Source organism: Pseudoruminococcus sp., from assembly GCF_047012705.1.
Classification (GTDB): Bacteria; Bacillota; Clostridia; order Oscillospirales; family Acutalibacteraceae; genus Pseudoruminococcus.
Map to the genome: position 1 here is coordinate 231,670 of NZ_JBKXNW010000003.1, position 20,906 is coordinate 252,575.

At 36.8% G+C, this 20,906-nt stretch carries 19 protein-coding genes and 1 pseudogene; all 20 read left to right on the forward strand.

Annotated elements, in window-relative coordinates:
• Positions 1 to 176: 176 nt before the first annotated feature.
• The 20 genes and pseudogenes from ACLU24_RS04510 (at position 177) to mutL (ending at position 20,900) form a co-directional block, all read left to right on the forward strand.
• The gene (locus ACLU24_RS04510) at positions 177 to 2,708 is read left to right on the forward strand and encodes a YfhO family protein (protein ID WP_412610617.1); all 2,532 of its coding nucleotides are present in this window, start codon (positions 177 to 179) and stop codon (positions 2,706 to 2,708) included.
• Positions 2,709 to 2,734: 26 nt separating this feature from the next.
• A complete protein-coding gene (locus ACLU24_RS04515) occupies positions 2,735 to 4,090 on the forward strand; it encodes a Sapep family Mn(2+)-dependent dipeptidase (RefSeq protein ID WP_412610618.1) in 1,356 nt (451 codons plus the stop codon).
• Between the two features lie 140 nt (positions 4,091 to 4,230).
• Complete coding sequence (secG, locus tag ACLU24_RS04520; RefSeq protein WP_412610619.1) at positions 4,231 to 4,479, forward strand: preprotein translocase subunit SecG; 249 nt, start codon at positions 4,231 to 4,233, stop codon at positions 4,477 to 4,479.
• 79 nt (positions 4,480 to 4,558) lie between these two features.
• Positions 4,559 to 5,095 (forward strand): DUF5662 family protein, encoded by a 537-nt coding sequence (locus ACLU24_RS04525; RefSeq protein WP_412610621.1) that lies wholly within the window; start codon positions 4,559 to 4,561, stop codon positions 5,093 to 5,095.
• 322 nt (positions 5,096 to 5,417) lie between these two features.
• Complete coding sequence (locus tag ACLU24_RS04530) at positions 5,418 to 6,980, forward strand: Ppx/GppA phosphatase family protein (protein WP_412610623.1); 1,563 nt, start codon at positions 5,418 to 5,420, stop codon at positions 6,978 to 6,980.
• Positions 6,981 to 6,994: 14 nt separating this feature from the next.
• Positions 6,995 to 9,127 carry an RNA degradosome polyphosphate kinase gene (locus ACLU24_RS04535; protein ID WP_412610624.1) on the forward strand — a complete coding sequence of 711 codons (2,133 nt, stop codon included), beginning with the start codon at positions 6,995 to 6,997 and terminating at the stop codon, positions 9,125 to 9,127.
• Positions 9,128 to 9,483: 356 nt separating this feature from the next.
• Positions 9,484 to 10,899 carry a tRNA (N6-isopentenyl adenosine(37)-C2)-methylthiotransferase MiaB gene (gene miaB, locus ACLU24_RS04540; RefSeq protein WP_412610625.1) on the forward strand — a complete coding sequence of 472 codons (1,416 nt, stop codon included), beginning with the start codon at positions 9,484 to 9,486 and terminating at the stop codon, positions 10,897 to 10,899.
• Positions 10,900 to 10,913: 14 nt separating this feature from the next.
• A complete protein-coding gene (locus ACLU24_RS04545; protein WP_412610626.1) occupies positions 10,914 to 11,327 on the forward strand; it encodes a YlbF/YmcA family competence regulator in 414 nt (137 codons plus the stop codon).
• A gap of 206 nt (positions 11,328 to 11,533) precedes the next feature.
• Positions 11,534 to 14,137 (forward strand): DNA mismatch repair protein MutS, encoded by a 2,604-nt coding sequence (gene mutS, locus ACLU24_RS04550; protein WP_412610628.1) that lies wholly within the window; start codon positions 11,534 to 11,536, stop codon positions 14,135 to 14,137.
• 85 nt (positions 14,138 to 14,222) lie between these two features.
• Positions 14,223 to 14,597 (forward strand): hypothetical protein, encoded by a 375-nt coding sequence (locus ACLU24_RS04555; protein ID WP_412610630.1) that lies wholly within the window; start codon positions 14,223 to 14,225, stop codon positions 14,595 to 14,597.
• A 99-nt stretch (positions 14,598 to 14,696) separates the two neighbouring features.
• Positions 14,697 to 15,674 (forward strand): aldolase catalytic domain-containing protein, encoded by a 978-nt coding sequence (locus ACLU24_RS04560; RefSeq protein WP_412610632.1) that lies wholly within the window; start codon positions 14,697 to 14,699, stop codon positions 15,672 to 15,674.
• A 50-nt stretch (positions 15,675 to 15,724) separates the two neighbouring features.
• Positions 15,725 to 15,922, forward strand: coding sequence for a hypothetical protein (locus ACLU24_RS04565; RefSeq protein ID WP_412610634.1), 198 nt, complete (start codon positions 15,725 to 15,727; stop codon positions 15,920 to 15,922).
• 53 nt (positions 15,923 to 15,975) lie between these two features.
• The gene (locus ACLU24_RS04570) at positions 15,976 to 16,221 is read left to right on the forward strand and encodes a hypothetical protein (protein WP_412610636.1); all 246 of its coding nucleotides are present in this window, start codon (positions 15,976 to 15,978) and stop codon (positions 16,219 to 16,221) included.
• Positions 16,222 to 16,228: 7 nt separating this feature from the next.
• Positions 16,229 to 16,321, forward strand: a complete 93-nt coding sequence (locus ACLU24_RS04575) for a hypothetical protein (RefSeq protein ID WP_412610638.1) — start codon at positions 16,229 to 16,231, stop codon at positions 16,319 to 16,321.
• Positions 16,322 to 16,335: 14 nt separating this feature from the next.
• A complete protein-coding gene (locus ACLU24_RS04580; protein WP_412610639.1) occupies positions 16,336 to 16,839 on the forward strand; it encodes a GNAT family N-acetyltransferase in 504 nt (167 codons plus the stop codon).
• Between the two features lie 264 nt (positions 16,840 to 17,103).
• Positions 17,104 to 17,343 carry a hypothetical protein gene (locus ACLU24_RS04585; RefSeq protein ID WP_412610640.1) on the forward strand — a complete coding sequence of 80 codons (240 nt, stop codon included), beginning with the start codon at positions 17,104 to 17,106 and terminating at the stop codon, positions 17,341 to 17,343.
• A 142-nt stretch (positions 17,344 to 17,485) separates the two neighbouring features.
• A pseudogene (locus ACLU24_RS04590) lies at positions 17,486 to 17,650 on the forward strand (DUF6572 domain-containing protein); the annotation flags it as partial.
• A 168-nt stretch (positions 17,651 to 17,818) separates the two neighbouring features.
• The gene (locus tag ACLU24_RS04595; protein ID WP_412610642.1) at positions 17,819 to 18,355 is read left to right on the forward strand and encodes a hypothetical protein; all 537 of its coding nucleotides are present in this window, start codon (positions 17,819 to 17,821) and stop codon (positions 18,353 to 18,355) included.
• 20 nt (positions 18,356 to 18,375) lie between these two features.
• Positions 18,376 to 18,780 (forward strand): hypothetical protein, encoded by a 405-nt coding sequence (locus tag ACLU24_RS04600; RefSeq protein ID WP_412610643.1) that lies wholly within the window; start codon positions 18,376 to 18,378, stop codon positions 18,778 to 18,780.
• A 35-nt stretch (positions 18,781 to 18,815) separates the two neighbouring features.
• Positions 18,816 to 20,900: a DNA mismatch repair endonuclease MutL gene (gene mutL, locus ACLU24_RS04605; RefSeq protein WP_412610644.1), complete on the forward strand. Its 2,085-nt coding sequence runs from the start codon at positions 18,816 to 18,818 to the stop codon at positions 20,898 to 20,900.
• The last annotated feature ends 6 nt before the right edge of the window (positions 20,901 to 20,906 follow it).

Sequence of the window (20,906 nt, forward strand, 5' to 3'; positions counted from 1 at the left end):
TATTTATTCAATCCTTATTGTAAATCGTAGATATATCATTTTTTCAAGTGTTGCAACAAGCTTGAATTTTATAGGTATGTGTGGTAAAATTGCCTTATGTAAATTGTTGCCTATCCGATAAATTGAGGATATTTTTATATATAAATAAAACAAAATTAAATATAAGGAGAGATAAAATGGAAAACGCCATTCCCCAGAATACGCTCCTCGGCAACAAAAAGGGGCATTATTATCTAAAAGCATTTTTGATTCCTGCTATAATAGCAATCGTGCTTTTTCTTCCATTTATTATAATGGATAAAGGATATTTTCTTTATTACGGTGACTTTAATGTTCAGCAGATACCGTTTTATCAGATGATTCATGATTCCATTCAGAGCGGAAATTTTGGTTGGAGCAATACCACAGACCTCGGAGCAGATATAGTTGGTTCATATAGCTTTTATATGATAGCAAGTCCGTTCTTTTGGCTGACAATGCTTTTCCCAAGTACAGCTGTACCGCATCTTATGGGACCACTATATGTTCTGAAATTTGCTTGCTGTTCACTTTCAGCTTTTGTATATCTGAAAAGATATGTCAAGAATAAAGACTATGCAGTTATCGGTGGTATACTTTACGCATTTTCAGGCTTTGGAGTTTATAACATATTCTTCAACCATTTCCATGAGGCAATGATTACATTTCCACTGCTTCTTGCAGCGGTTGATGAGGTTATGTATACGGGACGCAAGGGTGTACTTGCAATTACAGCATTCCTAAGCTGTACTATAAACTACTATTTCTTTGCAGGACAGGCTGTTTTTGCGATCATTTATTGGTTAGTAAAGCTTGCTTGCGGAGATTTTCAGCTTACACTTAAAAAGTTCTTTCAGCTTGCCTTTGAGGCAGTGCTTGGCTTTGCCGCAAGCTCATTCATATTCTTGCCAACACTTGCAACTATAACAGAAAATCCTCGTATATCAAATTCTCCGAGTGGTTGGAGTGCTTTGTTATATGGTTGGGAACAGAGATATATGCACATTATAGAATCTTTCTTCTTCCCACCGGATTTGCCGGCAAGACCAAACTTTACTCCGGATTCAAATGCAAAATGGGGTTCTGTTGCAGCATATCTGCCGATGTTCAGTATGGTTGGCGTATTCAGCTTTATGAAACTTAGAAAGAAAAAGTATAAGTGGTTAAAATATCTACTTCCGATACTTTTCCTTTGTGCTTTAGTTCCGATATTAAACAGTGTATTCCAGTTGTTTAATGCATCATATTATGCAAGATGGTATTATATGCTTACGCTTGTTATGGCTCTTGCAACTATACTTTGTCTTGATAGTGAAAGAGCAAATTTCAAATATGGATTGAATTTTACATTCGGAATTACCATAGGCATAGCGGCAGCTATCGGACTTATGCCCAAAACAGAGAAAGTTAACGGTATAGAAACTACCACATATGGCTTAATGGAATATCCTGAACGCTTCTGGATTTATGTTGCTTTTGCACTTATAGGACTTGTTCTTACAACCATTGTACTTTATCTTTGGAAAGCTAAGAATAAAAACTTTATGCGAGTTACATCTATCTTGCTTTCAATCTTCTGTGCGGGTTATTCCCTTTATATTGTTGGTACAGGTAAAGACCAAGGACAATATAAGAGTGATTTTATAACTTCAGATGTTATTGATGGTGGCAATAGATTAGAGCTTGACGATATAAAAGATGTTCGTTCAGATTTCTATGATTGTATGGACAATATGGGTATGTTCTGGCAGATTCCTACTATTCAGGCATTCCAGAGCGTTGTGCCGGGTTCTATAATGGAATTTTATGAATCTGTCGGTGTAGAGCGTTCAGTTGCATCAAGACCTGAGGCAGATTATTATGGTTTAAGAAGTTTCCTTTCTTGCAAATATCTCTTTAATTACAATGGCAAGTTCAGAAATGTTGTCACAAAGGAAACAAAGATGCCATACTGGACATATCTCAATAAGCAGAATAATTTCGATGTTTATACAAACGATTGCTATATTCCATATGGCTTTACCTATGATGAATATATCACAGAAAAACAGTATGAACAGTGTTCCGAATCTAACCGTCATTTGCTCTTGCTGAAAGCTATGGTTCTTACAGATGAGCAAGCTGAAAAATATGGTGATATTCTTACTAAGGCAAAGAATATCTATAAGTATGAATATACCGAAGAAGCTTATAAAAAGGACTGTGAAAACAGAAACAAGCTTACCTGCACAGACACAAAATTTGATAACGGCGGCTTTACTTCTCACATTACAACAAAGGACAGCGATGAACTTGTATTCTTTAGCGTACCATACACAAAGGGCTGGACAGCATATGTAAATGGTAAGCAAACTGATATTGAAAAGGTAAATGTTGGCTTTATGGCTATAAGAGTTCCTGCTAATACAAAGTGCGAAATTCGTTTTGATTATAAAACACCTAATTTTACACTTGGTTTAGGTATTACAGGTGCTTGCGTAGTTATCTTTATAGCTTATATGATTGTCCCTGCAAAGCTTAAAAAGAAAAAAGAGGGAAAACACGCTCTTGCTGAGGATAATACCGAAACAGATGATGTTGATATTTCCGGCTACGCAAATTCAGAGGTTGAGGAGAACATTCCGCAGGAAAATGAAAAAGAACCTGAAAATAGTTCTCAAGATAAAAATAATGAATCCGATTTAGAATAAAATATTAAATAAGGATAGGTGATATTATGAGTTTTGGTGAAAAGATTCTTGATTATAAGGAAGATATTTTAAAAGACTTAGATGAACTTTTAAAGATACAGTCTGTTTCGTCCAAAAGCCAGGAAGATGCGTCTGAGGCATTAAAATTCATTCTTAAGAGAGCAGAAGAAATGGGACTCACAACAGAGAATGTAGACGATATTGCCGGTCATGCAGAATATGGCGAGGGAGACGAGATAGCCGCTGTACTTTCTCATGTTGATGTAGTGCCGAGCGGTGACGGTTGGAGTGTTGAACCATTTGCACTCACAAGAAAGAATGGCAGACTTTATGGCAGAGGAATCGCTGATGATAAAGGTCCTGCAATAATTGCACTTTATTGCTTAAAGGCATTAAAGGATAGCGGAGTTCCATTTAAACGCAGACTTCGCACTATCTTTGGTGCCTCTGAGGAAGTCGGTATGGCTGATATGGATAGATATTTCTCAAAACAGCCACTTCCTAATATGGGTTTTACTCCAGACCTTGAATACGGAATCTGCAATGTTGAAAAGGGTATCCTACAAATTGAAGTTTACTCCAACGAAAACAATGCAAAAACTCTTACTGCTATGAAAGCAGGAAACGCAATTAATGCAGTTGCAGCAAAGGCTTATGCACTTATAGACTGCTCCGAAACAGAAGACCATCAGCTCCGCCGTTTTGCTGATGCAAAACCGGGCGATTATGATTTCGATTACACAATAGACGGTATGCAGATTATCTCAAAGGGTAAGGCGGCTCATGGGTCAACTCCTGAACTTGGTTTTAATGCGGCAACAAATCTTATAAGACTTCTTGCCGCTAATTTCGGTCAAACAGTTCTTGGTGGACTTTGTGCATTTATTGATGATGCTATAGGTCTTGAAACAGACGGTTTCTCACTTGGAATCAAGTGCAGTGACGAACAATCAGGAGCTTTGACAGTAAATGTTGGTACAGTAGATATTGGCGAAACTTATATGAAAGCTACTCTTGATATAAGATATCCGGTATCAGCGGATAGCGATGATATTATCTTCAAAATTCGTCAGCGTGCCGCATATGATGGTTTGAAAATTAAGATTAAAACAAATAATCCTCCGCTTTATGTTCCTGAAACTGCTCCGATTATCGAACTTCTCAAGGATGCATATAAGACTGTAACAGGAGAAGAAGCTAATCTTTTCTCAACAGGCGGCGGCACTTACGCAAGAACTCTCAAAAATAGAGGAGTTGCGTTCGGTGCAATTATGAATGAGGAGTGCAACATTCATGCCGTTGATGAGAGTATGGACGAAGAAAAATTCTTCCTCCATGCGCAAATTTGCCTTGAGGCTATGTATAATCTCGCAACAAAATAAGAAAATTAGAAATTTCTTCTGATATTTATAAATAAAAGTTAAAAAAGTGCTTGCATTATTTTTACTATTGTGATAAAATAATAAAGCTATTGAAATGAATTTACTTATTTTTGTTTATAGATTTTAGGAGGAAATTATCAATGAGTATTTGGGAAATCGTTTTGGGTGCAGTTCTTCTTCTTTTGGCAGTTGTAATTATAATTATCATCATGCTTCAAGAGGGACATCAACAGGGTATGGGTGCAATTATGGGCGGAAGCTCAGATACATTCTACTCAAAGCATAAGTCACGCTCACTCGATTCTTTCCTTGCAAGATGGACAAGAATAATTGCTATTGTATTCTTCCTCTTGGTTATAGCTCTTAATGCTATCGCATTCTTCTCTTAATCAGAGAAATATAATAAAGATTTTAACGGCATAGCTTGTAGGCTGTGCCGTTTTTATGTTATTCTGAATAGGTGATAAAATGAAATTTTTTAAGCATTTAAAAACGATAAATCATCATAAATGGCTTGTTATGAAACATTGTTTTAAGGCCGGCTTATATAAGCAGGGACTCTTGCACGATATGTCGAAATATTCTCCGACGGAATTTTGGGCAGGCGTGAAATATTATCAAGGAACAAGAAGTCCAAACGATGCTGAAAGAGAAGATAAAGGCATAAGCTATGCTTGGCTTCACCATAAAGGCAGAAATAAGCATCATCTTGAATATTGGATAGATTATTCGCTTGATAAAGGTAAGCAGATGGCAGGTCTAAAGATGCCTATAAAATATGTTGTAGAGATGTTCTGCGATAGGGTTGCCGCAAGCAAAAATTATAATGGCGATAAATATACCGACGCTGATGCTTATAATTATTACCTAAGGTCAAAAGACCACTATATGATTCACCCGGAAACGGCAGCCTTGCTTGAAAAGCTTTTAATAATGTTAAGGGATAAGGGTGAGGACGAAACCTTTGCATATATAAGAAAAGAAATTCTCGGAAAGAAAAAATAAGCTTTGTTTCTTATTAGCTAATAAACTTGTCTTAGACAATTAAAAGTTTCGCTCGAGCCTTTTCAAAGGCTCGCAGGGTTGAGGGACGGAGTCCCTCATGGGTTTTAAGGGCAACGCCCTTAACTTTTCTTGCCTTTAAATGGCGGACTTTGTCCGCCATTTTTATTTATGTATTTGCTGAATAAATTAAGATGTATATAAATCCCACTTCGTAAACAGTTTGTAAAATTATGTAAAATATTTAAGCTTTACTTGCGGAAATTTTGTCGAACTGATATAATAAAAACAATAACGCTTATATCTGTAGATAGGGGGTTCTTTTGTGAATAAACGAAAAAATGTAAAGGAAAATAAAAATATTGCCGCTGTTATAACTATTGGTTCGGAATCCGTAAATATGAAAGTAGCAAGTCTTTCTCTTGGTGAAATAAAACTTGTAGATACATTATCCTATCCGCTTAATCTTGGACATGAGGTTTTCGCCACAAAGAAAATCAGCTTCGAAAGCCTGAAGGAGATTTCAAAGGTTCTCGATGGCTTTATGAGAATTATGGACGAATACGGTATTACGCAATATAAAGCGGTTGCGACTTCTGTTTTTAGAGAAGCTACTAACCGTGAATTTGTAATCGACCAGCTTAAAATCAGAAACGATATAAATATAGAGGTCTTTGGTCTTGACCGAGCAAAAAGCTTGATTTTCAATGAAATCATAAGACGCTCAGGTATTGATGAAAGCAGTCTTGCGAATACTCTTATTTCATATCTCGGAACAGGAAGTATTGCCCTTTCTGTTTATAAAAAGGGTACTATGGAATACACAAGAAATTTTTCTATAGGTTCAATGAAGCTTATGGAAATCCTTGATATGGACGATGGAACTCTTGATGAATACTATACCGCCCTTGATGAGTATATAGATTCTGTTCTTGATAAGGTTGTATATGAAAATGTAAATAAGGGCATAAACAATATAGTTTTGTCTGGCTCAATGGTTAGGACTATTGCAAAACAATGCGGCGTAGAATCTACTAATGGAAATTATCGTATAAAGCTTGAAGCAATAGAGAATTTTTATAATCAGTTAAGAAAAATGCCGCTTAATGATATGTGCAAAAAATTCAATATAACAACCGCAGACGCAGAACTTCTTTATACAGCTTCCGCACTTTATATACATCTTTTAAAGCTAACAAAAGCAAATGAAATTATCGCAGTAGATACCCATATATCTGATGCACTTATGGCACAGCTTTTGCTTAAATCTGAAAAGAATAGCTATGAAGAACATGTAGCAAAGAATGCAGCCTCCTGTGCAAGAGCTTTAGCAAAACATTATGGTTGTGATAGCAAACATTATGAGGCCGTATGTAAATATGCTCTTGCCATATTTGATAAACTCAAGAAACTTCATGGTCTTAACGCAAGGCGTAGACTTATCTTAGAGCTTGCCTGCATACTGCATGAAAGTGGTTCATTCATAAATACACATCACAAACTTCTTGGTACATATGATATTCTAAAAAATACAGAATTTTACGGACTTACTGCAGAAGAGTCACTTCTTATTGCTACAACGGCAAGTACCGATGAAATGCACCTGATAGATATAACAGAGCCTTTTGAGAATCTTTCTCATAAAAATAGCCTTGTTGTAACAAAGCTTTGCACTATACTTTGCGTAGCAAACGCCTTAGATAAATCCCAAAATTGCAAATTTGATAATGTAAGCTTAAAGCTCAAAGAAAACGAGCTTATAGTTTATGCTGAAACAGATAAAAATGTTCATCTTGAGAAGTGGGCGTTTGGCGAGTGTACAACGCTATTTGAAGATGTTTTTGGAATAAAACTAAGACTTGTAGTAAAAACACCGTTTTTTAAATAAAGGGGGAGAACGCTGTGTCAGATAAGATTAAAAAGCAAAAGGAAAAAGATAAAGAAAAAAATTATCCATTCAATAATCGTGAACTAAGCTGGATGGATTTCAACTATAGAGTTCTTGAGGAGGCACACGAAAAAGAAAATCCGATTTTGGAGAGAGTTAAGTTTCTTGCAATCACTGCCTCTAATCTCGATGAATTTTTTATGGTAAGAGTTGCAGGACTTATGGATCAAGTACATTCGGGTTATAAGAAAAAAGACCCATCTGGTCTTACACCTGCCGAACAGCTTGAAAAGCTCATAGAAAAGACGCATATATTTATGGATAAGCAATATTCATGCCTATCCCGTTCAATAATTCCCGCACTTAAAAAGCATAATCTTTTCTTTTTAAGATATGAAGATATGAACGAGAAACTCAAAGAAAAGTGTGATAGCTATTTTGATAAAGTGCTTTTCCCAGTATTAACTCCACTTGCAGTTGATACGAGCCGTCCATTTCCGTTTCTTGCAAATAAGACACTTAATATCGCAGTAAGACTTGCAAAGGATAGCGGAGATGCTTTCGCAGTAGTTCAAGTTCCGTCAATCATTCCAAGATTTTTTGAAGTTTCAAGCGAGAACGGCAGATACTTTGTTATGCTTGAAGACATTATTAAGAATAACCTCAATAAGCTTTTCCAGCTTTATACTATTGAAGCTTATGCAGATTTCAGACTTACAAGAGATTCAGACCTTGACATTGACGAAGAAGCAGAAGATTTGATGGTTGCTATTGAGAAATCTATCAAAAAGCGTCAGAGAGGCGAACCGGTCCGAGTTGAGATTGCTCAGAAGTGTGACCAAGCATTGAGAGAATTTCTTGTAGATATGCTCAAAGTAAATGAGAGCGAAATTTATGAAATTCCGGGACCACTCGATTTAACATTCTTATCAAAGTTTGGTTCTATTAAAGGCTGTGATGATTTAAGATTTGAGCCAATCAAACCGGTAACACCGCCAGCAGATTTCTATGGATATGATGATGTTTTCGAGGCTATTCGTGAAAAGGATAGACTTGTACACCACCCATTTGAAAGCTTTGATTCAGTTATTCGTTTTGTTCAGGCTGCCGCAGAGGACGAAAATGTTCTTGCTATCAAGCAAACACTTTATCGTGTCAGCGGAAATTCCCCGATTGTTGCCGCATTGATTCGTGCCGCAGAAAATGGCAAGCAGGTTACTGTACTTGTCGAGCTTAAAGCAAGATTCGATGAAGAAAATAACATCGTATGGGCGAAAAAGCTCGAAAAAGCTGGTTGCCATGTAATCTATGGTCTGCAAGGACTTAAAACCCACTGCAAAATTTTACTTGTTGTACGCCGAGAGGAAGACGGTATTCGCCGTTATCTTCACCTTGGAACAGGTAACTATAATGATATTACCGCAAGATTCTATACAGATATTGGTATGTTCACTTGTCGTGAATCTTTCGGTCGTGACGCATCATCATTATTTAATGTAATTACAGGTTATTCTGCACCGCCTGAATATCTCAAAATGAATGTCGCACCACTCGGACTTCGCACATTCTTTGAATCTATGGTTCAGAGAGAAATAGCAAATGCCAAGAATGACCTTCCTTCAGGCATTATAATTAAGGTTAATTCAATGGTTGACCCGGATTTGATTTCACTTCTGTATGATGCCTCAAGATCAGGAGTTAAGATTACACTTATCGTTCGTGGAATCTGCTGTCTTATTCCTGGAATAGAGGGAGTCAGTGAGAATATTACCGTAATAAGTATAGTTGGTCAGCTTTTGGAGCATAGCAGAATTTTCAAGTTTGAAAATGGCGGAGAACCGGTTGTATATATCGGTTCAGCAGACTGGATGCAGAGAAACCTTGATAAGCGAGTTGAGCTTGTTTTCCCTGTTGAAGATGAAGACTTAAAAAAGCGTGTTTTCGGTATGCTCGATATTATGATGAACGATACTATAAATGCAAGGGTTCAAAAAAGTGATATGACATATGTTATGATTGATAAGCGAGGAAAACAACCACTTAATTCCCAGCTTGAATTTTACAGACTTGCAAAAGAAGCTTTAGAAGAAGTCAAGAACGATAGGCAACAACCAATGTTCGTACCAAAAGAAAGTGAAAATAACTAAAAGCTATAACAAGGCGTGGAGATTATCTCCACGCCTTTAATATTTTTTAGAATCAAGTTGATGCGGTTGGAGAATTTTCCAATAAACTATCGAACTGGCGAACACAGTTCACCCCTACGATTTGTTGACCAATTTTCCCAAGGCAATTAAAAGTTTCGCTCGAGCCTTTTCAAAGGCTCGCAGGGTCGAGGGACGGGGTCCCTCGTGGGTTTTAATGGCAAAGTCCTTAACATTAAACATACCGATTCGCTAAATTTTGAAAACCCTTGAAGAAAAAGCCTAATTGTGATAAAATAATACGGAATACCTTTTATAAGGTCTATTTTTGCAATATTTTTAGGAACGGAGAGTTCATTTTGGATAATCAACTTAATCAAAATCTTAACACAGCCGATTTGAACGGGATTCACGAATATTCCGAACTCTTGAGCGATATTCTTAAATTTCGTGCAAGAGGCGAAGTACCGATGGCTCTTGTCAGAACATATGGATGTCAGCAGAATGTTGCTGATAGCGAAAAGCTAAAGGGAATGCTCAAAGAAATGGGTTGTGATTTTACCGAAGATGAAAACGAAGCAGATATTATAATTTTTAATACCTGTGCTATTCGTGAACACGCCGAGGATAGAGTTTTCGGAAATGTCGGTGCATTAAAGAATATAAAACGCCGTCACCCGTCATTGATTATAGCATTATGTGGCTGTATGATGGAGCAGGAACATATAGCAGAGAGAATTTATAAGAGCTTTTCGTTTGTTTCGCTTGTTTTTGGAACACACGAAATTCATAATTTCCCGAAACTGTTATATTCCACAATTACAGAAAATCATAGAATAGTTGCTCGTGGAAATGACGATGGAATGATTCACGAGAATATTCCAACCCTGCGTGACGGAACTTTCAAGGGTTGGCTTTCGATTATGTATGGTTGCAATAATTTCTGCACATACTGTATTGTCCCTTATGTTCGTGGCAGAGAGAGAAGTCGTGAGCCGGAAGTAATTATGCAAGAGGCTCGGGATATGATTGCCGCAGGCTATAAGGATATTACACTTCTCGGACAGAATGTAAATTCCTATGGAAAAACTCTCGAAAGCAAAAAGACCTTTGCATCATTGTTGGCAGATATAGCCGAACTTGACGGCGATTTCAGACTTCGCTTTATGACTTCACACCCGAAGGATTTATCAAATGAACTGATTGATGTTATTGCGTCACACGATAAGATATGCAACCATATTCATTTGCCTTTCCAGTCAGGAAGTGACAGAATTTTAAAGCTTATGAACCGCCACTATGACAGAAAGCGTTATATGGAGATAGTAAACTATGCCAAGGAGAAAATTCCGAATCTTTCTCTTACAAGTGATATTATAGTAGGTTTCCCTGGTGAAACTTATGAAGATTTTCAGCAGACCTTGAGCCTTATCAAAGAAGTTGAATATACCTCATTGTTTACATTCATATTCTCTCCAAGAGTCGGTACTCCGGCCGCAAAAATGGACGACCCGATTCCATATGAAGAAAAGTCAAAGTGGTTCTCCGAGCTTTTAAAGGTTCAGGAAGAGATTGCCGCAAAACGCTGTGAATCTATGGTTTCAAAAACATATAGGGTACTTGTCGAGAGTGCAAAGCCGAATGGCGAGCTTACTTCTCGAACAGAAGAAAATATAATAGTCGAGTTTGAAGGCAGTGAAGACCTCATAGGAACATTCCAAAATGTAGAGGTCACAAAGGCAAGAAACTGGATATTAAAAGGAAAATTAGTATAAAGGAGATTTTCAAAATGGCAGATGTAATAGAAATGGCAAGAGAAATCGGCAGACAGCTTCAGAAAGATGAGCTTTACCTCAAGCTTGAGCTTACAAGACAGCAGAGCGAGGAAGACGAAGAACTTCAGAATGCTATTGGCGAATTTAATTTAAAGCGTATGGCAATAAATAATGAAGCATCAAAGGCAGATAGAAGCGATGAAAAAATGCAGCAGCTCAACGCAGAAATGCGTCATGCTTATGCAATTATTATGTCTAACGAAAATATGATAGCTTATAATGAAGCTAAGGCAGAATTTGATGTTGTTGTAAACAGAGTTCTTGCAATTATCAATCAGTCAGCACAGGGAGCAGACCCAGAAACAGCCGATTATACACAAAGCAGCTGTTCAGGTAGTTGCGAAACTTGTGGCGGTTGCGGTGCGTGACAGCACAGGACAAGACACGGAATCGCTCGACAAGTCTCGTTTGTAGTAAGTATTAGAAGTTGGTTAACGCGGTCGAAGAAACTCTCGAGTAGCTAATAAACTTTCCTAAGACACTTAAAAATTTCGCTTAAAATTTTTTAACAGCAACACTCTTGTCGCTCTCCGCAGACGGCAAAATACTTTATAAATTTAAGGAGGTGATAGCAATGGCAGAATTTTCGCCTATGATGAAACAATATTTTGAGGTCAAGGAACGAAATAAGGACGCTCTACTATTCTATCGTGTCGGTGACTTTTATGAAATGTTTTTTGATGATGCCATCACCGCATCAAAAGAACTTGACTTAACCCTTACAGGCAAAGACTGCGGGCAGGAAGAAAGAGCACCTATGTGCGGAGTGCCTTTCCATAGCTGTGAGCCATATATTGCAAAGTTAGTTCAAAAGGGCTATAAAGTCGCAATCTGTGAACAGACGGAAGACCCTGCAAAGGCTAAAGGACTTGTTAAGCGTGATATTATACGAGTTGTAACTCCGGGTACAGTTATAGAGCCTACTATGCTTGATGAAGCACAAAATAGCTACATCGGCTGTATATACTGCGAAAATGGAATAGCCGGACTTGCTTTCTGCGATACGTCTACTGGTGAATTTGTTGCATCAACTATAAATGGCAAGGATATAATTCGCTCAATCAAAGACGAATTACTGAAATTCTCTCCAAAAGAAATATTAATCAGTACAGGAGTTCTCAACTTTAAAGAACTTGTACCATTTCTAAAGGAAAAAATTGTTTGCTCGGTAGAAGCTCTTGACGATACAGACTTTGACGAGTACAACGCTAATGAAATCCTTAAAAAGTATTTTGATGATACTATTGATAATATGCTCGGAAATTCATATTCCAAAGAAAGTAAGCTTGCGTCTGCGGCACTTTTAGGCTATCTAGAAAGAACTCAAATGACAGGCTTAGAGCGAATAACGAAAATTATCCCCTTTGCTGAAAGCGAGTATATGAGCCTTGATTTTTCAGCAAAGCGTAATCTTGAGCTTACCGAAACTTTGCACGAAAAAAAGCGTTACGGTTCGCTTTTATGGGTTCTCGATAAGTGCGAAACCTCTATGGGTAAGCGACTTTTAAAGAGTTTTATAGAAAAACCGCTTGTAAATATCGGCAAAATCACACGCCGACAAAATGCCGTTGCAGAGCTTTTCGAAAATGTTCAGATGCGAATTGATTTGAGAGATGCTCTTGGAGGTATTCCGGATATTGAACGAATTATGACAAAGATTGTCTATGGTTCTGCTAATGCGAGAGATTTAATTTCTTTGCTGTCAGCTTTCAATAAACTTCCTGAAATAAAAGAGGCTATCAAAAATTCCGAAAGTACGCTTATGAAAGAACAACTTTCAGAGCTTAATCTTCTTGAAGATTTGAAGGATTTAATTGAAAATTCCATTGTTGAAAGTCCTCCGTTTTCAGTTCGTGAGGGTGGAATCATCAAGGAAGGCTGTAATAAAGAACTTGATGAACTTCGTTATGATATGAATAACAGTGCGGAGCTTCTTTCAGGAATAGAATCAAGAGAAAGAGAACGCACAGGTATACCTAAGTTAAAGGTTGGTTATAATCGTGTTTTCGGATATTATATAGAGGTTACGAATTTATATAAAGATTCAGTTCCGAATGATTATATCCGAAAACAAACTCTCACAAACTGCGAAAGATACATAACAGAGGAACTTAAAGAAGTTGAGAGAAGAATACTCGGAGCAAAGGAGCGTTCGTTCGCACTTGAGTATACTATCTTTGAGGAAATCAGAAAGCAAACGGCAAAGCATATTGAGCAGATTGAAAACACAGCAAGAGCGGTTGCTATGCTTGATACAATTTCTTCACTTGCACAGACAGCCTATGACAATAACTATTGCCAGCCTGATATAACACAAAACGGAAAAATTATAATAAAAGACGGCAGACACCCTGTTGTCGAAAGACTTTTAAAGACTATGCCGTTTGTGCCGAATGATGTTACACTTGATTCGGCAGAAAATCGTGTTGCGATTATAACAGGTCCGAATATGGCAGGTAAATCTACTTATATGAGAAGCGTAGCCTTGATAGTGCTTATGGCTCAGATAGGCAGCTTTGTTCCTGCAAAATCTGCAGAAATATCAATCTGCGATAGTATTTTTACAAGAATAGGCGCATCTGACGATATGACAACAGGTCAATCTACATTTATGGTAGAGATGAACGAGGTTGCATATATTCTGAAAAATGCCACAAAGGATAGTCTACTTATTCTCGATGAGATAGGCAGAGGAACATCAACCTTTGACGGAATGAGTATTGCGAGAGCGGTTCTTGAATTTGTTGCAGATAAGAAAAAGCTTGGTGCAAAAACGCTTTTCGCAACACACTATCACGAATTGACAGTGCTTGAGGACGACCTTGACGGCGTTAAGAACTATAATATTGCCGTTAAAAAGCGTGGAGATGATATTACATTCCTGCGAAGAATAGTTCGAGGTGCTGCTGACGATAGCTATGGCGTAGAGGTCGCCAAGCTTGCAGGCTTGCCGACAAGCGTTATAAATCGTGCAAAGCTTGTTCTAAAGGAACTTGAAAGCGGCAGAAATGACGCTCCCAAAAAACAAACGGAGCCGGAAGAAGCCGAGGAACAGCTTTCATTTGTTCCTGAAACAGACGAAATTCGTGAAATGCTGAGAAGTACAGATATAAATACATTAACCCCAATAGAAGCTATGAATGTTCTTGTTAAGCTTATTGCTCTTGCTGAAAAGTAAATTATGATATATAAGCTTTAATCATTCAAATTACAGTAAGTCGGTGCTTTTGACTGAGAGATGAATTTGGAGAGGAAAACACAATATGAAAAAAGTAAAAAGGACATTGCATAATATGTTTATTGCGGTAGGGTTTGGAACAATGGTGTATGTTCCTATGCTTTTGCTTGATAAGGGTCTTAATGATACTATGCAATCGGTTCTTACTTGGGTATTTGCCTCTGTTCTATATGGACTATCATTTGAGATAATAAAAATTAAGTCAAAAATAAAATATCCGATACATATTGCAGTATGTTTTATTATTACAATCGCTACACGCCTGGTTTATTCATATATTGAGAATGGAACAGTCGATGTGATAAAAACGGTGATAATCACAATACCGATATTTGTGGGTGTTTATATCGCGCTATATCTATTTATGAAATATATTGGAAATGTAAAAGAAGAAAAGTAAAATTCTGATTTATATAAAGATATATTAACTGCGAGAAATCGCAGAAATAATAAAATTATGGAAAGCTTAGTCTTTCCGAAATAATGGAGGATTATAAAAATGGGTAAAAAAGGCGAAATCGTATCATTCAGACCTGATATAAAAGTTCTTGACGCTACAATCAGAGATGGCGGACTTGTAAACAATTTCTACTTCACTGATGAGTTTGTAAGAGATTTGTATAAGACAAATATTAAAGCAGGCGTCGACTATATGGAATTTGGCTATCGTGCGTCTAAAGAACTTTTCGATGTAGATAAGTTTGGCAAGTGGAAATTCTGCGATGAAGAGGACATAAGAAATATTGTCGGTGAGAATGATTCTGATATGAAGATTTCAGTTATGGCTGATGTTGGCAGAACTGATTTCAAAAAAGACATTATAGACAGAAAGGATTCTGTTGTTGATATGTATAGAATTGCAACATATCTCAATACAATCCCTTCAGCAATCGAAATGATTGAATACTGCCATAATAAGGGCTATGAAACAACTGTAAATATTATGGCTATTTCAAATGCAAATACAGCCGACCTTGATACAGCACTGGATATTCTCGGTCGTTCTTGCGTTGACGGAATCTATATCGTTGATAGTTACGGTTCACTTTACCCTGAACAGACAGCAGCACTTTCTGAGAAGTATCTCGAAATTGGCGATAAGTATGGCAAGCAAATTGGTATGCACGCACATAATAATCAACAGCTTGCTTTCGCAAATACAATAGAGGCACTTTCGCTCGGCGTAAACTACCTTGACGCAACAGTCAGCGGTATGGGCAGAGGTGCAGGAAATTGCTATATGGAACTTCTCCTTGGTTTCCTCAAGAATCCTAAGTATAATCTTATTCCGCTACTTGACTTCATCGAAGGACACATTCAGAAGCTCAGAGATGACGGTGTAGTATGGGGCTATGATGTTCCTTACCTCCTTACAGGCAGACTTAATAAGCACCCAAGGTCAGCTATTGAATTTATCAAAGAGCATAAGACAGGCTATTCCAATATGTACCTTGAGCTTTTAGAAAATAATATCTGAGTTTGTTTAGCGGTATAATTTTGTGTTATTGATTTAAGGAGGCTTTAAGATTGAAAATCGGGATATTAGAAAAAACCATGTGGACAGTATTTCGCCCAACATTTCAGAAAAACACCTCAATTATCGGTGTTGAAGATTCCAAAACACTTATGAAAAAGGCAAAGATAAAATACTATGAAATTCTGAAAGATATTCCCGAATACGGAGAAAATGATGTTCTTCTGATAAACCTGATTGGTTATACATAAGCCTTGAAAAAAAGCCAACTATTGACCAGCTTTCCGAATATTATGAGATTGCGATGAATTCAAATATTGTAATGAAAATATTTTTGAAATCATCAAATTACTATTCAAAAAAGTATCAGAATTCCTTGATAAAATCAGCGGAAAAAAGTCAGAAATCTTCAAACCCGTATACATGGAGATTCAAGGTTATACAAGGCGATACCTTAGAAAGCTTTGACGCTATTTTCGATAGATGCGGAATGGCATATGATGAATCAGCTTGGAATACCGGAAGCTACACCGGCTCTATGCAGATATGATTACGGTATGGCGAAGCTTACAAATACAGTTTTCACAAGAGAACAAACACTTGCGGGCGGCGGCACTATGTGCGATTGTCATTACCGAAAGAAAAAATAAGTGGGGAATTCTAAATGATAAGATTGCGTCCATATAAAGCCTGTGATGCAGAGCATATTATTAAGTGGATAAAAGATGAAGTTTCATTTCGTCAATGGTGTGCGGATAGATATGATAAATTTCCGATTACAGCCGATGATATGAACAAACACTACAACAATTTTGCTTATGCCGATAATTTTTATGAAATGACAGCATTTGATGAAACGGGTGTAGTTGGACATCTTATTATGAGATTTACAGATGAAGAAAAGAAAACACTCCGTTTTGGCTTTGTAATTGTAGACGATACAAAGCGCGGTATGGGCTATGGAAAAGAAATGCTTATACTTGCGATAAAGTATTCTTTCGATATATTAAAGGCTGAGAAAATTACTTTAGGTGTATTTGAAAATAATGAATCCGCCTATTATTGTTATAAGTCTGTAGGTTTTAAAGATGTTCAGTTAAATGAAACAGAATTTTATTATATTTTTAATGAAGATTGGAAATGCTTAGAGCTTGAGATGCAAGGATAATTTGATATATAAAGTGTTCCTTTGACAGCGGTGCAGACGCACGAATTTTAGAGGATTTGGCATATGGGCTGTTTGTGCACGGCTATTATGATGACATACATTCGGTTTATGAATATACTACACAGACTAAATTCCCAAGTAAGGGAGTATTTAATGTTTGGAGCTCATTACATAACATCTGGGGTTTAGAAATTTATCTGTCTCCTAACGAGCCTGAACGCAATTATAATTGCCGAGATAGAGAAACATATAGTAACTGCTCATATGTATAATGAGCTTTCAGAAAAATTAAGGCGTGAAAGAATAGATTTTGAATTTATTTTCTGTGAGAATAAGTTTGAACCTGATGATAAATCTGCCTTTGCTATGGGTTACAGACTTATCGGTTTACAGGAAATGATAAGTATGACCTCCATAGGAATTTACCCTAAGCTTTTAGCTGATAAACAAAGAATAGGCGAAAACATAGAAGAGTATCTTGAGATATTGAGAACGGTAAAGTAAAATTAACCTATAAGGAGTAATAATGTCTGTAACAGATAGAAATGTAATTGACCAGATGGTAATAGATGAGAATAAAAAATTAAGGCTTATTATCTTTGATTATTTGCAGTGGAACTGTGTTATAAGATAGAATCATACACATATTCTTAAGGATAAGATAAATGATTATCTGAATTTTATTGTAAGTGGTCAGATAAATGAAAGCTATGGCAGCTCGCAGTATGAAAGAATTGTAATAACAATAGTCGCACAATATTATTACAGTAAATACTGTATAGAATTTTTAGAGAGATTTAAGAACGCCATAAAGCAAAACGGCGACTTATGCGAACTGGAATGGACGCATCTGCCTTCCAAGCAGGAAAATGGAAACTTTGATGACGGTTTCAGCGATGACTATGTTTTTGACCCTGAAAAAATTTATCCCAAACTGAAATATAACTTTGCAAAAAATCCCTTAGAAGCTGTTGAGGTTATGTTTACAAGTAATAATTCCGGTGATAATTCAACAGGAAAATCCAATAATATGACTATGTTCAGAGTTTGGGATAAATATGTAATATTCCTTGTTCAGGATGTTGGTAATGTGTTTAAATATATTACCTATGATGATATCCCGAAGGGCTATACAGCTGAGCAGTTAGAGCATAAAGCCTTTGAAAATTTATACCGAGATATAAATTTCAGACTTGCTGAAAGCAGTGTTAAGCATGGTGGCGTATATGGAATACTTGCAGGAGGAGATTTCGAGGCTGAAGCCCTTTTAACAAACATATGGAGTGATGTAAGCCAAACGCTTGGCGGTGATTTACTTATAGCTGCTCCAACTAAGGATATTGTTTTAGTCGTATCCGCTGACAATTCAAGAATAGTAAAGAGAATGCTAAAGTTCGCAAGAAAAATATTCAGTGATAATATAAATTCGAGCAGAGAATTGATTTTCACAAAAGATGTCTTCAAGTATAGCAGAGATACCGATAAAATTGAAATAAGCTCAAAATATAAGCTTTAAAAAATAAGAGGTGTTCAATATTGTTATTTTCAAAGGCTGAATATAAAGAAATTATTTTACCGTTTAAATATGAGCGTGAAGAAATTCGTATTTCAGAATTGCAGGGTGGAAAATATTCTTATGAAAAAGATGAGATATATAGAGGTTCAATAGGCATAGAGGCTTACGGTAATATATTTGGCGAGAGTAAATATTGCTATTCGCTATATTCAGCAGATGAAAAAATTATTGATGAAATAGTAGATTTATTAAAAAATAATCCTGATAAGACCGTAAAAGTTATTTTAAAAATAAAAAAGGGAAAACTTAAAGATTTCAAAATAAATTTGGATAGTTTAGCCGAAGTATACAATAACGAAAAATTTAAGTCATTAGAACTTCTTGGCTGGGGGTTAAATGATAAGAGCTTTGAAGATATCAAATAGTATAAGATTATCCTTTAAAATTGGTGGTGAATTGTATGGGAGTAATTAAGCTTTTAGATAAGCATATGTCAGAGCTGATTGCCGCAGGTGAGGTAATAGAAAGGCCTTCGTCCGTGATAAAAGAACTTGTTGAAAATTCAATAGATTCAGGTGCTAAGCATATAACTGTAGAAATACAGCATGGCGGAATTACTTTTATGCGAGTTACCGATGACGGTTGCGGAATATCAAGAGAAGATATTCCGACTGCATTTTTGCGTCATGCAACCAGTAAAGTTCACGAAAAACAAGACCTTGACGCAATCGGAACACTTGGTTTCAGAGGAGAAGCGTTAGCGTCTATTGCCGCTGTTGCAAAGGTTACTATGCTGTCATGCAGAGAAAATGAAGATATTGGAACAAGATACGAAATTCATGGCGGCGACGAGATAGAAATTGATGACGCAGGTTGTCCGAAAGGAACAACAATTATTGCTCGTGATATTTTCTATAATGTTCCTGCGAGAATGAAATTTCTTAAAAAAGATGTTTCCGAGGCTAATAGCGTTTCGGGAGTTATGGATAGAATAGCACTTTCGCATCCGGAAATATCCTTTACATTCATTCGTGACGGAAAACAAACAATGAAAACCCCGGGTGACGATAACCTAAAGAATGCTATTCTTTCAGTTTTTGGCAAGGATTTTACATCAACGCTTATCCCTTTGAATTATCAGCACGAGGGAATAAAAATTCAAGGTTATATAACCCGTCCGATTTCATCTCGTGCAAATAGAAGTATGCAGCTTTTCTTCATAAACGGAAGATATATAAAAACCCGTACAGCTATGGCAGCGCTTGAGGAAGCCTATAAGGGCAATATAATGACCGGAAAATTTCCGGGCTGCGTTCTGCATATGACCATGGATTGCTCTACTCTTGATGTTAATGTTCACCCGTCAAAGCTTGAGGTAAGATTTACGAATGAAAGACCTATTTTCGATGCGGTTTATCATGGAGTTAAATCTGCACTTTTAAGTGGAGATAATCGTTCTCCTATAAAAGAGGAAGAACCTTTAAAACCTGAAATCTTAGAAAAAACGGCCACAAAAATTGAAAACGAGCAGTTACAGTTCATTTATAAGCCAAAAGAAGTAAAACCTGTTGAAAAATCCGAAAAAATTTCTGAAAAAGATTCAGTTCTTAAAGAAGATTTAAAGAAGGAATTTGTTCAGAAAAATGTTGAGCTTGATAATCTTGAAGAATCTAAAAGTGAGCCTGAAATATTTATGCCTAAGCCCTCAAACTTTTCTCCGATGATAGTTTCCGATTGCATTACGGTTGACCCATATACGGCAAGCGTCCGTAAAAAATTAGAAAAGGCAACGGCAGAAACAGGTGGAGAAAACGAAGAAAAAGAAACTCAGGTTAAAACTGTTAAAGAAGATGAAGAAAAATTCTCCGAACCTACTATATCACAGAAAGATAATGAGCCGTCTGTTGTTAAAAATCAGGACAAGCTTATTGATTCATTTCTGAGTATAGCGGGTGTAAGACTTGACAGTGAGCGTGATGCTCCTATGAAATTCTTAGGCGAAGCTTTTGCGACATATATAATCCTTGAAAAAGGTAATGCGATTCTTTTTATCGACAAACACGCCGCTCACGAAAGACTTTTATATGAAAAGTTAAAGCGTGATTGTGGTAAAAATTATGCTCAGATACTTCTTGAACCTATAACTGTAATGCTTGATAAAACCGAATATGACGCACTTTTAAATAATCTTTCAGCTATGGAAGATGCGGGCTTTGAAATTGACGATTACGGAATGGGTACGGTTGTAGTCAGAGCAGCACCTCAGATTGTTGAGCGTGACGATATAGCCGACACTGTTGTAGAAATGGCAGGTTATCTTGCAAAAAATAAGCGGGATATTATGACAGAGAAGATGGATTGGCTTTATAAGAATGTTGCTTGCCGAGCCGCTATAAAGGCCGGTGATAAAAGCAGCGAGGGAGAGCTTATGGCTCTTGTCGAGGAACTTATGAAAAATCCTGATGTAAAATATTGTCCGCATGGCAGACCGATTTGTTTTACAATGACGAGACACGAACTCGAAAAAAGATTTATGAGGGTATGATATAAG

Bases quoted from the DNA above. Each gene is read 5' to 3' on its own strand.
- ACLU24_RS04560 (WP_412610632.1), top strand. From the start codon at position 14,697: ATGGGTAAAAAAGGCGAAATCGTATCATTCAGACCTGATATAAAAGTT.
- secG (WP_412610619.1), top strand. From the start codon at position 4,231: ATGAGTATTTGGGAAATCGTTTTGGGTGCAGTTCTTCTTCTTTTGGCA.
- ACLU24_RS04570 (WP_412610636.1), top strand. From the start codon at position 15,976: ATGAATTCAAATATTGTAATGAAAATATTTTTGAAATCATCAAATTAC.
- ACLU24_RS04555 (WP_412610630.1), top strand. From the start codon at position 14,223: ATGAAAAAAGTAAAAAGGACATTGCATAATATGTTTATTGCGGTAGGG.
- ACLU24_RS04575 (WP_412610638.1), top strand. From the start codon at position 16,229: ATGGCGAAGCTTACAAATACAGTTTTCACAAGAGAACAAACACTTGCG.
- ACLU24_RS04585 (WP_412610640.1), top strand. From the start codon at position 17,104: ATGTATAATGAGCTTTCAGAAAAATTAAGGCGTGAAAGAATAGATTTT.
- mutS (WP_412610628.1), top strand. From the start codon at position 11,534: ATGGCAGAATTTTCGCCTATGATGAAACAATATTTTGAGGTCAAGGAA.
- ACLU24_RS04510 (WP_412610617.1), top strand. From the start codon at position 177: ATGGAAAACGCCATTCCCCAGAATACGCTCCTCGGCAACAAAAAGGGG.
- ACLU24_RS04515 (WP_412610618.1), top strand. From the start codon at position 2,735: ATGAGTTTTGGTGAAAAGATTCTTGATTATAAGGAAGATATTTTAAAA.
- mutL (WP_412610644.1), top strand. From the start codon at position 18,816: ATGGGAGTAATTAAGCTTTTAGATAAGCATATGTCAGAGCTGATTGCC.
- ACLU24_RS04595 (WP_412610642.1), top strand. From the start codon at position 17,819: ATGTTTACAAGTAATAATTCCGGTGATAATTCAACAGGAAAATCCAAT.
- ACLU24_RS04525 (WP_412610621.1), top strand. From the start codon at position 4,559: ATGAAATTTTTTAAGCATTTAAAAACGATAAATCATCATAAATGGCTT.
- ACLU24_RS04580 (WP_412610639.1), top strand. From the start codon at position 16,336: ATGATAAGATTGCGTCCATATAAAGCCTGTGATGCAGAGCATATTATT.
- ACLU24_RS04545 (WP_412610626.1), top strand. From the start codon at position 10,914: ATGGCAGATGTAATAGAAATGGCAAGAGAAATCGGCAGACAGCTTCAG.